Origin of the sequence: Paenibacillus sp. RRE4, from assembly GCF_031844205.1 — a bacterium.
In the GTDB taxonomy this organism is placed as follows: domain Bacteria; phylum Bacillota; class Bacilli; order Paenibacillales; family Paenibacillaceae; genus Paenibacillus; species Paenibacillus xylanexedens_B.
This window is the reverse complement of the sequence record NZ_JAUZUT010000007.1, coordinates 37538-53558: the sequence shown is the minus strand read 5'-3', so window position 1 is coordinate 53558 and position 16021 is coordinate 37538. Positions and strand designations below refer to the sequence as shown.

Here is a 16021-nt window from a genome sequence, read left to right as displayed (position 1 = left end):
ACTGAAACAAAGCAAAAAGGACTAACGCAAAGCAACATTAAACCCGAGTCCCGCCTCAATACTCCGAATTAAAAAGCCCCGCTTCATTGTGCATGCTACGCACATGAAGCGGGGCTTCGTTATTTCATTTTATCCCATGAAAGATGAAGGGGATTAAGCTTTTTTCATCATTTGACGCAGTACCGTTTGCAGGATACCACCGTTGTGGTAGTAATCCACATCAACCATACTGTCCAGACGAGCGATAACAGGGAAGTCGAACTTCGTTCCGTCTTCACGTGTCACGGTAACAGTCAGTTCTTGGCCTGGTTTCACATCGTTGCTCAGACCTGTGATGTCAAACGTCTCACGTCCGTTCAGACCGAGGCTGGACCAGCCGTGACCTTCCTGGAATTGCAATGGCATAACGCCCATGCCAACCAAGTTACTGCGGTGAATCCGCTCGAAGCTTTCCGCGATTACCGCTTTGACGCCGAGCAAGAACGTACCTTTGGCTGCCCAGTCACGGGAGCTTCCTGTACCATACTCTTTACCTGCGATAACGATCAGGTTCTGTCCTTCAGCCTGATACTTCATGGAAGCATCGTAGATGGACATTTCTTCGTCTGTTGGCAAGTATTTCGTAATACCACCCTCAGTACCTGGAGCTACCTGGTTACGAATACGGATGTTGGCGAATGTACCACGCATCATGACTTCATGGTTACCACGGCGTGAACCGTAGGAGTTGAAGTCTTTGCGCTCTACGCCATGCTCTTTCAGATACAATCCAGCTGGACTGGACGGTGCAATGTTACCTGCTGGTGAGATATGGTCCGTTGTTACGGAGTCACCCAGCAATGCCATTACACGTGCAGCTCGGATATCGGAGATATCGTTCAGCTTGTCACCAAGCTCTTGGAAGAATGGCGGGTTCTGGATGTAAGTGGAGTTCGGGTCCCACTCGTACAGTTCGCCTTCCGGTACAGCAATTTGGTTCCAGCGCTCATTGGCAGTAAATACGTTCTCGTACTTGTTGCGGAACATCTGTGCATTCAGGGAGCTTGCAATCGCATCCTTGATCTCTTCGGAGCTAGGCCAGATGTCTTTCAGGAATACAGGTTGATTATTTTGGTCGTGACCGATTGGATCGGTTTCGAAGTCAATATCAACTGTACCTGCCAGTGCGTAAGCAACGACCAGCGGTGGAGAAGCCAGATAGTTTGCTTTTACTTGTGCGTGTACACGGCCTTCGAAGTTACGGTTACCGGACAATACGGCCGCTACAGTCATGTCGTTGGCGGCAATCGCTTCACTCACTTCATCTGGCAGTGGACCGGAGTTACCAATACATGTTGCACAGCCGTAACCGGCAACGTTGAATCCAAGTTGGTCGAGATAAGGGATCAGACCTGCTTTTTCCAGATACTCGGTAACGACGAGGGAACCTGGAGTCAAGCTGCTTTTCACATATCCTGGTTTAGTCAGACCGAGTTCAACCGCTTTTTTCGCGAGCAAACCAGCACCGACCATAACGCTAGGGTTAGATGTATTCGTACAGCTTGTGATTGCCGCGATGACTACAGCTCCAGCTTTCATCTCAGTTGTGGAACCGTCAGGGTGCTTCACAGGCACTTTTTGTTCAATCTTCTCATCGCTCAGTCCATATCCGCCTTTGTCGACAGGCGTACGGATGATGCTGTTGAAGCTTTCTTTCATTTGAGTCAGCTCGATACGGTCTTGTGGACGTTTTGGTCCTGCAAGGCTCGGTACAACGGAGCCGAGATCCAGTTCGATTACATCCGTGAACTCCGGATCAACGGTGCTGGAAGTACGGAACATGCCTTGAGCTTTGTAGTATGCTTCAACCAGTTCTACTTGCTCGTCGGAACGTCCAGTGCTGCGCAGGTAGTTCAGTGTTTCGCTGTCTACCGGGAAGAAACCGATTGTTGCGCCGTATTCCGGTGCCATGTTGGCTACTGTTGCACGGTCAGCAAGACCGATGTTGGCAAGGCCTGGTCCGTAGAACTCAACGAATTTGCCGACAACGCCTTTTTTACGAAGCATTTGAGTAACGGTGAGCGCGAGGTCAGTTGCTGTTGCGCCTTCGCTCAGGCTACCTGTCAATTTGAAACCGATAACGTCTGGTGTTACAAAATAAAGCGGTTGGCCCAGCATCCCTGCTTCGGCCTCGATACCACCTACACCCCAGCCGACAACGCCGAGACCGTTGATCATAGTGGTGTGAGAGTCTGTACCTACGAGGGAATCCGGAAATACAACCGTTTCGCCATCAACCGTTTTGGTTGCAGCCACGGAAGCAAGGTACTCCAGGTTAACCTGGTGAACGATCCCTGTGGATGGTGGAACAGCACGGAAGTTGTTGAATGCCGTTTGTGCCCAACGAAGGAAGCGGTAACGTTCTTCGTTACGCTCGAATTCAACTTTGATATTGTAATCGAGTGCATCGCTGGTTCCGAAAGCATCAACCATAACGGAGTGGTCAATAACGAGATCAACGGGAACGAGCGGATTGATCTGTTTTGGATCGCCGCCTGCTTTTTTCACGGTGTCACGCATTGCTGCAAGGTCAACAACAACCGGTACACCCGTGAAATCCTGCAATACGATCCGCGCGGGGATAAACGGAATTTCCTTATTATTATCACGGCCTTCTGCCCAGCCGGTCAGTTGTTTAACGTGTTCTTCGGTAATCGCACGTCCGTCGAATTGACGAATCGCTGCTTCAAGCAGCACTTTAATCGAGAAGGGAAGCTTGGAAAGGTCGCCGTGGCCGCCTTCCTGAAGAGCATCGAGACTGTAGTAGCGGTAAGACTTGCCTCCAACCTCAAGCGTACGAGCGGCGGAGAAATGGTTCTTGGCTGACATACATGTACCTCCTTAAAATGTGTCGGTGAGATGAAGAAAACGTTCATTTCTAAATGAAGAACAGGCCTTCACCGTTCCGTGTTCTTGTTCAATGGTTTCATCAGGTGAAACATAATTTCATAATCATAACTTTAGTTCTAAGTATACCGTTTTCACATCCGTACGTAAAGGGCTTTTTGCCTGTGCAAGCAAGCGTTTGAAAGGATGAAGGCGTTTTCTATATTCTGGTGTGAACGTGGATGATTTTGAACTTTTCAGGTCATAGAATTAGGTGCGTTATTTCAACTGTGTACATACAAACTAGGTTCTCTTCATATGAATAGTAGGAGTTTATCTCGTGATGATCCAGACAGAATTCATGCCAAAGGGGGACACAAGCTTGGAACGCGAATGGAAGAGTGCCTTATATACGTACGTCAACCAGTACAATCGCTGTGAGATTGATTACCGTCCACAGACGAGCGAACGGATCGTAACCGATCCCGAATTTGTGGTGGAACGGGGAGAGCGTATGGCAAGGCTGGATGAATGGTATCGCAAACGGCGCGCCGTACCTCTTCGCAGCGAGACCAGCGCCAAGCTTGTGCGTACACTCATTGATGGTTCTGAAGAAGCGGTGGTGGAAGTGCAACTGTACAGCAGGCTGTTCTATGAGAAGAGTGGTATCACCCACCGGGAGGATCGGATCGAACGTGAGCGATTAACCTTTTTGCGCGATAATGGGCATTGGAGTATAGCGCGTGTGGAACGAGAAGTGCCGGAGCGCCGTCCAGCGGGGGAAGGGCGTCCGTATCAACAAGCCGATTTTGTACAGGCGGTGAATCGGCCACTTCTGAATCGGGAAGTATTGGGTCAAGGCAGAAGTGCCAAAAGACATATATATCGCCGGGATCTGGCTGTTGCCTACGCAGATCGATGGTGGAATGCGGGCAATCCCGCATATGAAGAATTCGATGTGGACTGCACGAATTACGTGTCCCAGTGTCTCTTTGCAGGGGAAGCACCCATCCACTATACTGGTAGAAGAGAAGCGGGCTGGTGGTATAAAGGGTATGTGAACGGCGCGGAAATGTGGAGTTATAGCTGGGCCGTATCCAACAGTCTGGCAAGATATCTGTCGGGCAGCAGCTGGGGGCTGACGGCCACCGAGGTGGATCGTCCTGAGCAACTGATGCTTGGTGACGTCATTTTCTACGATTGGGACGGCGACGGAAGATTCCAGCACAGCACGGTGGTCACCGCTTTTGACGCGGGGGGCATGCCGCTGGTAAATGCACATACGGTGAGCAGTCGCCATCGTTACTGGGATTACCGGGATTCCTATGCCTGGACGGAGCGGACGGTATACCGGCTTTTTCATATCGCGGACGAATTTTAACAGGGAAAGATTTGCGAGATTCGGTGACGCAGACAGCCCGTTCCGTGTAAAATAAGAACAGAGACCGGAAGCAGCAGGGCAATCGCCTGTAACGGCTGCGCAGATAGCACCACGTACAGATATAATCGGAGGTTACGCATGAGTATGGATAAATTAAAAGTAGGCGTCGTATACGGCGGGAAATCGGGCGAGCACGAGGTATCGCTGCAAACGGCGTTTGCTGTAACAAATGCATTTGATTACGAAAAATATGAATTGGTTCCTTTTTATATCTCCAAGCAGGGGACGTGGAAAAAAGGAACAGTGATGCATGCACCTTTTGCACGCATTGAAGATCTGAAACTGGAACACTCCGCAGGCGGCACACAGGACGCGCTGAACGCATTATTTGCACGTTTGTACGGTGGCGCGGAAGCACTGGACATTATGTTCCCGTTGCTTCACGGCACGTTCGGCGAAGATGGCACCATCCAGGGTATGTTCGAGATGGCGGATATGCCGTATGTGGGCGCGGGTGTGCTGGCTTCGGCAGGCGGCATGGACAAAGTCGTCATGAAAAAACTGTTTGCCCAAGCCGGGATTGACCAGTGTGCTTTCACGTATTTTAATGCAACACAATGGAAACAGACGGAACACGAAATGATCGTACAGGTTGAAGATCAGCTGGGTTACCCTTGCTTCATCAAACCGGCCAACCTTGGCTCCAGTGTGGGTATTTCCAAAGCGCGTAACCGCGATGAACTGAAAACAGCGATTGAGTTTGCACTCCGGTATGATACCAAAGTAGTCATTGAGGAATTTGTGGAAGCACGCGAGGTCGAGGTTAGTGTTCTCGGCAATGATGAACCGATGGCATCTGTTCCGGGCGAGATCGTATCCTCTGGTGAATATTACGATTATGCAGCCAAATACATCGACGGTCAGTCCCAGATGCTGATTCCTGCACCGCTCGACCCTGAGGCGGCAGACCGCATCCGTGAAGCGGCTTTGCAGGCGTTCCGTGCTATCGAGGGTAACGGCATCTCCCGCGCAGATTTCTTCATTCGCAAATCGGATGGCGCACTGTTGATTAACGAAGTGAACACCATGCCTGGCTTCACTCCGTACAGCATGTACCCGCTCTTGTGGCGCGAGACAGGCGTATCGTATGCGGAATTGCTGGATCGCATGATCGAACTGGGACTGGAGCGGTATAACCGCAAACAGGCACTGAATTACGAAAACGGCGTTCAGGCATAGCCTGGACGATCCGCTATCCAAGCTAGATTTCCACTATCAGGAGATTGGGAGGAATGTGCATGGGATTTCAGACAGAGTTTAATTCCGTATGTAAATTCAAAAGCGAGCAAGAGTTATTTGAACTGCTGGAATACGGCCGCGGCAAAATGGTCAAGCAAGGTTTTCGGGTATTTCCTACCGGGCAAAAAGTCATTGCTTACACGCCGGACAATGTAGCGGTGGCTATTGTGAAAATTGTGGCTTCCATTGCGGAGATCAATTTTCAGAACCAGGAAGTGACGGAAGTAGAGATGCAGCTCATTCGCAAGCTGACCGAGGAAGAATCACGGGTCCAGACGGCGCTTGCCGATGAGATGTTCTTCGGGGAACAGGCTCAGGAGTAGTCTGATCACAGGACGCACTGAACAGTGCTGTCAATAGAGTGGCTCTCTCCAGAGAACTAACGGAGATACTGCTGAATATAGCTGACTACTCTCTCGGACAAACCTCTAGGCAAAGCACTTGGATGGTTTTACATTCATGCGATTACGCTCCCCTGTTTAGGGTAAAGCTTGGTTATATACCATGTCGGCTTAGCTTCGCGGCTGTCTTCAGTCGTGCAAGTCTGTCCGTCCTAAACAGAGAGGAAGAAATTCATGCTTGTACGTTTCGGTTACGTGGCAATGTCGGTGCTGGTGGAGAATGCTTCGCCTTCCAAGACCATGACAATGGCCAGTTTTAATAAAATCGGAGACAGGGAAGCGGCGATTCGCAAGCTGGAACGCATTGCAGCCGAGAACCTGCATAATACCTTACGTTTGCTCCGGCACAACAAAGGAAGCCATATTCATGTATATCGCTTTTCTTCGAAATTAATTCCACTGGCTACCCATGAAGATTTGAGTGATTGGGACCCGTTTCCGGCACTGAAACCGGATTTCGAAGCGATTGGTGACTTCGTGAAGGAAAATCAGATGCGTGTATCCTTTCATCCGGATCATTTTACCGTACTGAGTACTCCTCGCGAAGAAGTGCTACGCAACTCGATGAAGGATCTTCGTCATCATGTTCGTATGCTAGATGCGATGGGGCTTAATGCCACGGCCAAGAACAATATTCACATTGGTGGTGCATATGGGGACAAGCCATCCGCTGCACGGCGTTTTGAGGAAAATTTTTTGAAGCTGGACCGGGACATTCAGGAGAGACTGACGCTTGAAAATGATGATAAAACGTTCAACTCACCTGAGACACTCGCGGTATGTCAGAATCTTGGTTTGCCGATGGTACTGGATATCCATCATCAGTGGGTGAATAACGAAGGCGAGAAGCCATGGGAGCTGTGGACGGATATTTTAAAAACCTGGCAGTCACCGCTAGCACAGGCCGATGCTCCGCCAGACCGACCGTTAGTTCCGAAAATTCATGTGTCCAGCCCGAAGAGCGAGAAGGACCCTCGCGGACATGCGGACGGGGTGGAAGTCGAGCCGCTACTTGATTTTCTGCGTCATATTGCGGCGGATACACCTGCCCTTGATGTCATGATCGAGGCCAAACGCAAGGATGAAGCCTTGGTGCAGCTGATGCAGAAACTGGCCTTTTATCAGGATGAAGGTGTTGAATGGGTGGACGAGTCCACGGTACGAATACATCCCTGAGGTCAAAAGAGGCTTGGACAGCAAGAAACTTTACGAATGCTCAGACGTATACTTCTAACAAGTATTTTTAACTTTTTCGTAGATTGATATAGAAAGTAGAGTGAACGCTTTGAGTGAAAAGGAAAAGGTACCTTATGTCGTGACAAGCAAAAGCTATACTGCCGTTGCTATTAATGCAGCGTCCAAGGCGGGAGAGTGGATCAAGAGCCGTCTGGGTACGGTAAGTGAACTCGGAACGAAGTATTCCCCTCAAGATCTGGTGACCGAAGTGGATAAAGGAGCAGAGCAGATGATTCGCCGCCTGATTCTCACCCATTTTCCAGACCACGCTATTCTGGGGGAAGAGGGAGTTGAACCGGGGCCTGAAGCTTCAGCAAGAGCGCTGAAAGAGGCAGCGGAGGAAGAGTATCTCTGGATTGTTGACCCGGTGGATGGAACGACGAACTTTGTGCACGGATTCCCGTTCTACTCGGTGTCCATTGCGCTGGCTCATAAGGGCGAAGTGATTGTGGGTGTGATCTACGATCCTTCCCGTGACGAATTGTTTGTTGCGGAAAAAGGAAAAGGAGCCTACGTGCACGGAAACCGGATGACGGTATCGGGTGAGGAAACACTGGGCCAGAGCCTCGTGGCGGTAGGCTTCCCGGCAGATACGACGTTTGCGCTGCCACTGAATATGGCCGCTGTTCAGGCCCTTGCTCCACAGGTGCGCAATCTGCGTGCAGGCGGTTCAGCTGCAATTCATCTCGCTTACGTGGCTGCAGGGCGTCTGAGTGCTTATACGGAAGTGGGGCTCAAGCCTTGGGACATTGCCGCAGGTGCGCTACTGGTTGCGGAATCCGGTGGTAAAGTGACGGATACGAAGGGAACACCATATACGCTTGCCGTGAACCACATCGTTGCCAGCAATGGCAAGATTCACGATGCGTTGACAGAAGTATTGAAGGAAGCCAAGGCTACCGGACTGGAGTAAACACATACCACTTTATTATAGGAGTGAATAACGATGGATGAATCCAAAGAACTGGAACAACGGCTTAGCGATATGCTGACGGAAGGAGACATGGAGGCGTCCGGTGATGCTGGTGAGCGCGAACGTCAACTCATTCCTCCCAAATATGAGGTGCGTATTCAGACAGAACGAGACCCGATTGTGGAGGAAACGTTAAAGTTTCGTACCATGGCTCGGGAATTGGATAATCGATATGACAGGTATGTGGATCGGGCTACCGGGCAGGATACTAAGGAAATCGGCGAACCCGCGCCAAGTCAGCCTGCAGATCAGGATCGAGTTAAGGATTCAGATTCGGATATCGAAGCGTAACATACAGGAAACTACGACCATCAATCGATATACCGCTTATCAGTAGGCACACTATCATTCAGATTGCTCTCATGAATAGAGTCGGATTTTTAATAGTAATAGACTTCCCGGCAAAGGGAGGTCTATTATTTTGCGCGCACATTTAGGCAAGAGGACAAAGCTATATTTGTAGTGATAGAATAGAGGTACACAAGCATATGTCATCGGAATGAATGGTGTACTATATAATCGTGTAAATGCTGGATTTAACTAAAGGAGTGTTCACAAGAATGAAGCGTAAACGTATTTGGAAAAACACCGCTGCAGGGCTGAGTGCCAGCATGCTGGCAGGTATGTTGCTACTTACGCCGTCCACATTACCGGCACATGCTGCTGACGCCAAAACGGGCGTATTACCTGTGGCTTCAAATGAAGCATCGCTTACAGCAACCAAGAAAGATGCCTCCGCTGTAACCAAAGAGTTTCGGATCGTCACATTGGGTGACTCCATTACCGTAGGATATGAGCCGAAGATGACCACATTGCCTTATGGTTACGTTGAGCGTTTGCAAGAACAAGGCTTGCTCCATGGGCGCACACAAGTAGATAACTTCGGCATCGCTGGACTTAAAACGAGTGGTTTGAAGAGGTTTACCGATGCGATCAAAGAAGGTAAGGCGCTGACTTCCGAAGCCATTCAGCCGAACCTGCCTGATCCGCGCGCAGGACAGATCGGAGCAAACACAGCTGCGATTCGTGAAAGCATTGCACAGGCTAATCTGGTAGCGATGACAATCGGCGGCAATGATGTCTCGGAGCTTCTAGGTACGGCGAATACCATGAGTGATCAAGAGTTACAAGAGAAAGTAAAAGAATTGCTGTCAACGTATACAACGAATGTTACTGCTATCATTAATGATATTCATGCGATTAATCCATCTGCGCGGATTGTTATTGCTGACCAGTACCAGCCGATGCCCGAAGTAGCAGGCAAAGAGCTGTATGCCAAGCTGATGCAGGCTTCAGAGGGCTTCACACAAACGATTGACGGGATTGCTGCTCAGTTCACAGCCCAAGGAGCTGATGTGAAAGTAGCTCATGTAGCCAACGATTTTGTGGGCGGCGAAGGCACGATGACACATATGATCAAAGATCGGGATTTCCACCCGAATCAGCTTGGATATGCTGCTATTGCTGAAGAGTTTGCAAAAACCATCTGGGGTGACTACACGAAACTGACCGCGCCGGATGCAGGTCAACCGATGAATATTATCGTTAGTGGCAAGACGCTGAACACACCTTATAAACCAGTGATTCGTAACGGCAAAAACTTCGTCGCGATCCAGGATATCGTGAATGCAGTGGGTGCCAAAACCGTTTGGGATAACAAGACGTCAACCGCAACCATTACCTACGGTGACCGCACAGTAGCTGTGAAGATCGGAGCGAATGCCGTGAAAGTGAACGGTGCATCCGTAACAGTGGACACGCCGGCTTTCCTGAACAAAGTAGGCAAAGAAGCCAAAACGTATGTACCGGTGGCTATGGTAGCCGAAGGTCTTGGTTTTGACGTGCAGTATATCGCGAAGCTCAAAACGGTATTTGTAAATCCGTAAGGTTGTTTATCAAAGTGCACATTCTTATGATTGAACATGTAGATATCGAACTTGTAAGTTTGAATATGTAGGAATGAATGTGTAAGAATGAATGTGTAAGAAGTGACCTTAATCCCAAAATATCATTAGTGGCGTGGCAGGACATGTTCCTGACTCGTCACTTTTTTGTGCTGTTCTTTTTGGTCGATTGGATTCGTAAAATCAGTAGGAGATCGAGAAATAGAAATGGTGCCTTCCTCGAGGAAGTCAGGGGGCGGCCATATTCTAACGGTCAGGAGAAGCCTTATTCGGCTTGAAATAAGCCTTTTGAAATTCTAACGATCCGTAGAGACGCTATTTAAGGAAATTCCTTCGATTTAACCCTGTTTTACATAAAAATGAACCCAATAGCGTCGCTGGTGATCGTTAGATTCTGAAACACCGTCAAAATGACTAAATAAGGTCTGTGGTGATCGTTAGCGATGCAAGAGCGCAAGAAGAGCAGTGGGTTTCGAGTAACCGGAATCCGCATATCCTATGGCCCAGCATTGTTCCTCTGAGGAGTGTGACTTTGCAGCAACTTTCCACATTCGTTTCAAGATGAATGTAACCGTCCAGCTAGAAGTGATATCACCTTCCCCACTGAGGTACGAAACTCTCGTAGCATAAAAAGTCACCCTCATCCTGCAAGCTAATCAACATTGCCACGCAGATAAACAGGTTCCACTAAAAAGTGTTATAGTCACCTACATTGATCGTTGTATAGCTTCTCAGGTGACTCCATATGTTGCATAAATATGACTTGTCATCCGACCATGGATGTGTAAATATGAAAATAAATTACATGTAAGCTGAGTTTGTGCATACAGCAGGGTAGCAAACATACTTTTTAATTGTGATATCTTGCGCACCAAAATCAGATTAAGTTTACCGATATATTCAGATCTTTATCAGCTCGATACTAGGCCGGCAACCCTCTAATCCAGCAACCCTTCGCCAAGCAAAGGAGAGCTCCGAGTGAGTAAATTTAAAAACGCTTTCACCACACTACCCATTCACCACAAAACGATGTTGCTGATTGGATTTTTAATGCTGATCAGCTTTGCTTTCTACGTATCTGTCATGCAGTACGTGCTGAATATTTATGACCGTCAGATCTACGAGAAGTCATCGCAAGTACTGAATATGTCGTCCGTCGGCATCGAGAACAAGCTACGCGAGTTATCCAATCTGTCCTTCAAAGTAATGTCGGATGAGCCGCTGCAACAGTATCTATTGCAACTGGAGAAGGCGGAGACCGGATATGAGCGGAATAGTCTTCGTAAAAAGATTACAAACCGACTCGTTGCCTACGCTGGTTCCGAGAAATATGTGTACTCCATGATCTTTATCGACAACGATAACAATGTCATGGCTGCAGGTAATCGCGAAGGCATCTCAGAGACGAAACAACAGGAGCTGATTTCGCTCGGTGAGCAGTATGCCGGTTCCAACGTATGGCTGGCAAGTGGAGATCAACAGGCGAGATTGCTGTCGGTCAGACAGGTGAAGTCCTTTACGGGCGGATCATTTACGCTGGAAAAGCTGGGGACCCTCATTATCCGTGTACGGCTGGATCGTATCGTACAGGATCAGATGCAGGAACCGGCAGAGGACTCGCAGTTGCTGATCGTTGATGGGACGGAAGTCATCTACCCAACCGAATCGACCGTAAGCAAATCCGAAATTGCGGAAGAAATGAAGCGGACTCAACCTTACGGAATTGCCACATTGGAGCAGGGCAAATATTTTGTTGCAAGAGCCCATTCATCCTATACCAGCTGGAATTATTTATATACCACGCCATTTGATCAGATGTTCAAACAGATTCAATTTGTCAAACAGCTCGTCATGGTCATTTTTATTATGATCTTTCTGGTGGCCCTTGTGATTGGAGCTAAATTCTCTCGCAGCATCACCCATCCGATTGCTCAATTAATCAAGAAAATGCGTAATATTGAAAAAGGGGATCTGGATAAACTGGAGGAAGCAGCCCTTGGCAACATTCCCGTATCTCCGCAAAATGAAGTCGGACTGTTACATCGAACGTTCAAGATGATGTTACAGCGGATTCGAGAGCTGATTGATGAGAATTATGCGAAGCAACTCGTCATTCGTGAAACAGAGTTGAAAGCGCTTCAAGCACAGATCAATCCACACTTTTTATATAACACGCTTGAATCCATTAACTGGCTTGCCAAAGTGCAGAAGCAGCATCAAATCTCCGAGATGGTCGAAGCGCTGGGCTTCCTGCTACGTAGCTCGGTCAATATGTCCGAGAAGTGGATTACGCTGGAACGGGAGCTGGACATCGTGCGTAGCTACGTTACGATTCAGCATACCCGGTTCGAGGAAAGACTTGATTTTGACATGCATATTGCACCTGAGGTCGGAACAGCTCGAATTCCCAAGTTAACCTTACAGCCGCTTGTAGAGAATGCCATTCACTATGCACTTGAACCAAGCATCGAGCCTTGTCAGATTCGAATCCGTGCCAGAGCAGAAGGGGAGCATATTCGGATCGAGGTAGAGGATAACGGGCCGGGCATGACCTCCGAATTTATGGAACGTTTACAGGAAGGTCAGATTCAGACCAGAGGACAGGGCATAGGGCTTACGAATATTCAAGAACGTCTAAGGTTGACCTTTGGCGATGAAGGCACCATGAGCATAAATAGCAAGCCTGGATCAGGAACTGTAGTATCGATCAGCATACCTTGGATCAGAGAGGACGATGACGATGTACAAAGTGATGCTCGTAGATGATGAACGTGTCATACTGGAGGGAATTTCCCAGGTGGTTGACTGGGCGGCTGCTGGGACAGAGCTTGTAGATACGGCCAGAAATGGAGTGGAAGCACTGGGCAAAATCGAAAGCGCCAAACCCGATATCATTATCACTGACATTTCCATGCCGGGTCTGGATGGACTGGGTCTGATCGAGAAGGCGTCCGAGGCTTATCCGGCGGTACGATTTATCATGTTGTCCGGCTATAAGGAGTTTGAGTATGCTCGTAAGGCAATGCAGTATGGGGTTAAGCACTATCTGCTCAAACCCTGTAACGAGAATCAGATTCATGATGCTCTGGTTGAGCTGTTGCAGGAGCGCCAGGATGCGCAGGTGAAAGAACATGTTGCAGGAGAGATCAAGCAGCGTCTGCAACGAGTACTTCCCCATGTGAAGGAACAGTTTCTGCTGGAGTTCATGACCAATCGCACGTATGGACCCGTGGATTTGGCGTATTATCAGGATCTGTTCAATATGGAGCTTCAACAGAATAGCGTCCGTTTACTGTTGCTTCGGATAGTGGATGAGCATGATTACAGCCATTTATTTGCGATTAAAAATATAGCTGCAGACCTGCTTCCGGATGTACTGTTAAGCACAACGATTGAAGGCAAGCTCTTGATTGTGCTGGCAGAACAATCCGATGTGAATGTACTCCAGGAACAGATTGAAGCGGTTCGCCAGACGTTTACCCGTCTGTACAGATTAGAGCTGACGGCTGCGCTCAGCGAAGCGGATCATATGACCCAGTCCCGGCGGTTGTTCCGCGAGGTGATGCAGTACTTGAATCATCGCTTTTTCATTGGAGAGGGCAAACTTATTACCAAGAATGATGTGGTGCTGGCAGGGGAGTGTGACGGGGTGAATGTGGAGCAGGATGCCGAGCAACTGTGCCAGTTAATCAAATCGGGCAATACGGAGGAGGCTGCCGCCGAGGTACATCGTCTGTTCGAGCAGCTGGCAGACCAGAAGCTGGATATTGAGGTGACACGTGCTTATGTGGTGCAGTTATACTCTGCCATGATTCAAGTTTGCCCGCCAGAGGAGGCAACCGATTTCACGCAGCGGATGGCCGAACTGACGCATATGGATACGCTAGCTGATTTGAATACATTTGTAGCAGACAGTGCTACCCGTTTAACAGCTGGTTATTATAAAAATTACATCAGCCGTCAATCATCGGCAGTGGAGAAAATGATGGACATTGTGGACCGTCACTATGGTGAGGCTGACCTTTCCCTGAGTGGAGTAGCGCATCAAATGTTATATATGAATCCGGACTATCTCGGCAAAATTTTCAAAAAAGTCACCGGCGAAAATTTCTCCAATTACGTTAATCGTCTTCGCATCGAACGGGCGTGTGAACATATCCGCAGAGGCGGGGATGTGAAGGTGTTCGAGCTGGCCGAATTGTTCGGCTTTGGAGGTAACTCGCAATATTTCAGTCAGGTATTCAAAAAATGGACCGGCATGACGCCTACGGAATACCGAAGATTCGGCATCTAACAGGGGATTAGAAATGGCAAAGCTATGATCATGCGAGGTCATACCATATCTCAAGAGGAGGATAACCGGCGCTTGGAGCGTCAGGGATGTCCTCCTCTGTTTTTTGAACCAACAAGACGGTTTTGTGTATTCAACTTGGATCGTACTTTTGCGAAAATGACAATATCAAGTTTGTGAAAGCGTTATCAGTATATCGTTAACAAGATGGAGATAACCCGTTCACAATACCATATCAGCATAAAAAGGGGAGATTGGCATGGTGAAAAAGGCAATATTCCTGATGATGGCTGCGTTGCTTGTATTTACAGCAGCTTGTAGCTCAGGTGGAGGCAGTGAACAAGGGTCCGGGAGCAAGGGTGATTCGGTAAACCTGCGTATCGCATGGTGGGGCTCGGATACACGGCATGAATATACGCAGAAGGTCATCGACCTGTATAAAACGAAAAATCCAAACGTCAAAATCGATGTGGAATATGCTTCTTTTGACGACTACTGGAAAAAGCTTGCCCCGCAAGCCGCAGCCAACCAGCTGCCTGACATTATCCAGATGGATATTTCCTACATCAGCCAATATGCACAGAACGGTCAGCTTGAAGATCTCGCACCGTATCTGGGCAACCAGATCAAGGTGGATGATGTGGCTGAGAATGTCATCAGCACAGGTGTAATTAACGGCAAACAGTACGGTGTACCTGCCGGGGTTAATGTCCTTGGTTTCCAATATGATCCTGCATTGCTCAAGAAAGCTGGCGTAGATGCCATGCCGGAAAATCTGACATGGGAATCCTACGAAGCGCTTGGTAAACAAGCAGCAGAGAAGGGACTGTATCTGGATGGCGGCGTGGCTCCGGATATTTTCTTCCACTATTTCCTGCGTACCAAAGGCAAATCGCTCTACAACCCGGAAGGAACCGGACTTGGATATGATGACGACGCTCTGTTTGTAGAGTTTTTCGGATTAATGCAACGCATGATCGAGCAGAAGGCTGCGCCTTCGCCGGATGTGGCTAATCAAACGAAAGGCATCATCGAAGAGTCGGATTTGGTCAAAGAAAAAGGCATCGGCGTATGGCAATGGTCGAACCAATTCGTTGCGTTGCAACAGGTAGCTAACCGTCCGCTTGCGATTGCGCCAATGCCGGGACCGGATATGGAGAAAGGGCTTTATATGCAGCCAAGTATGTACTGGGGTGTAACGTCGAACTCCAAGGTGAAGGAAGAAGCAGCGAAGTTCATTGACTTCTGGGTGAATGACGAAGAAGCGAACAAACTGATCAAAGGAGAGCGCGGTGTGCCGATCTCCGGAAAAATCAAAGAGGCTATTGCTCCTGAACTGAGCGATGCAACGAAACAGGTATTCGAATTCGTGGCATCGATGGAGCCGAAAGCTTCTCCAATGAGCCCGCCACCACCGGTTGGATCACCTGAGGTCATTTCCTCACTCGCTGATGTCGTGGAAGAGCTGAACTTTGGTAAAATTACTGCCGAACAGGCGGCACAGACCTTCCGCAAAAATGCAGAATCCGTGCTTGCCAACAATAAATAACAATTGAATGATGGCTTGCTCGTCCCTCATGCAGGGATGGACGGGAAACGGGCTGCTCGCTGACGGCGAGGGCCTTTCCCCGTCCTGTCTGTAACATGAAGGCGTCAGCAAGCTGATCCATG

Annotated in this window: 11 protein-coding genes; 10 read left to right on the top strand and 1 reads right to left on the bottom strand. The window is 48.8% G+C overall.

Features of this window, described 5'->3' with window-relative positions; all coding sequences use genetic code 11:
* Positions 1 to 153: 153 nt before the first annotated feature.
* Complete coding sequence (gene acnA / locus Q9R46_RS23290) at positions 154 to 2868, bottom strand: aconitate hydratase AcnA (protein ID WP_311281981.1); 2715 nt, start codon at positions 2866 to 2868, stop codon at positions 154 to 156.
* A gap of 340 nt (positions 2869 to 3208) precedes the next feature.
* Here acnA and Q9R46_RS23285 point away from each other — a divergent pair, with 340 nt between their 5' ends.
* From Q9R46_RS23285 to Q9R46_RS23240, 10 genes are all read left to right on the top strand, one after another.
* Entirely contained in the window at positions 3209 to 4246 is a 1038-nt protein-coding gene (locus Q9R46_RS23285; protein WP_311282031.1) for an amidase domain-containing protein, read from the top strand.
* Positions 4247 to 4384: 138 nt separating this feature from the next.
* Complete coding sequence (locus Q9R46_RS23280) at positions 4385 to 5485, top strand: D-alanine--D-alanine ligase (RefSeq protein WP_145336168.1); 1101 nt, start codon at positions 4385 to 4387, stop codon at positions 5483 to 5485.
* Positions 5486 to 5544: 59 nt separating this feature from the next.
* Positions 5545 to 5868 (top strand): hypothetical protein, encoded by a 324-nt coding sequence (locus tag Q9R46_RS23275; RefSeq protein ID WP_123066865.1) that lies wholly within the window; start codon positions 5545 to 5547, stop codon positions 5866 to 5868.
* Between the two features lie 252 nt (positions 5869 to 6120).
* Positions 6121 to 7122 carry a UV DNA damage repair endonuclease UvsE gene (uvsE, locus tag Q9R46_RS23270; protein WP_311281980.1) on the top strand — a complete coding sequence of 334 codons (1002 nt, stop codon included), beginning with the start codon at positions 6121 to 6123 and terminating at the stop codon, positions 7120 to 7122.
* A 109-nt stretch (positions 7123 to 7231) separates the two neighbouring features.
* A complete protein-coding gene (locus Q9R46_RS23265) occupies positions 7232 to 8095 on the top strand; it encodes an inositol monophosphatase family protein (protein ID WP_260984864.1) in 864 nt (287 codons plus the stop codon).
* A 33-nt stretch (positions 8096 to 8128) separates the two neighbouring features.
* The gene (locus Q9R46_RS23260; RefSeq protein WP_311281979.1) at positions 8129 to 8446 is read left to right on the top strand and encodes a hypothetical protein; all 318 of its coding nucleotides are present in this window, start codon (positions 8129 to 8131) and stop codon (positions 8444 to 8446) included.
* 269 nt (positions 8447 to 8715) lie between these two features.
* Entirely contained in the window at positions 8716 to 10041 is a 1326-nt protein-coding gene (locus Q9R46_RS23255) for an SGNH/GDSL hydrolase family protein (protein ID WP_311281978.1), read from the top strand.
* Between the two features lie 1047 nt (positions 10042 to 11088).
* On the top strand, positions 11089 to 12825 hold the full coding sequence (locus Q9R46_RS23250) for a sensor histidine kinase (protein ID WP_483874825.1): 1737 nt from the start codon (positions 11089 to 11091) through the stop codon (positions 12823 to 12825).
* Positions 12800 to 14353, top strand: a complete 1554-nt coding sequence (locus Q9R46_RS23245; RefSeq protein WP_145336241.1) for a response regulator transcription factor — start codon at positions 12800 to 12802, stop codon at positions 14351 to 14353. Before Q9R46_RS23250 ends, Q9R46_RS23245 begins: the two co-directional genes overlap by 26 nt.
* A gap of 256 nt (positions 14354 to 14609) precedes the next feature.
* Positions 14610 to 15899: an ABC transporter substrate-binding protein gene (locus Q9R46_RS23240; RefSeq protein ID WP_145336179.1), complete on the top strand. Its 1290-nt coding sequence runs from the start codon at positions 14610 to 14612 to the stop codon at positions 15897 to 15899.
* Positions 15900 to 16021 lie beyond the last annotated feature (122 nt).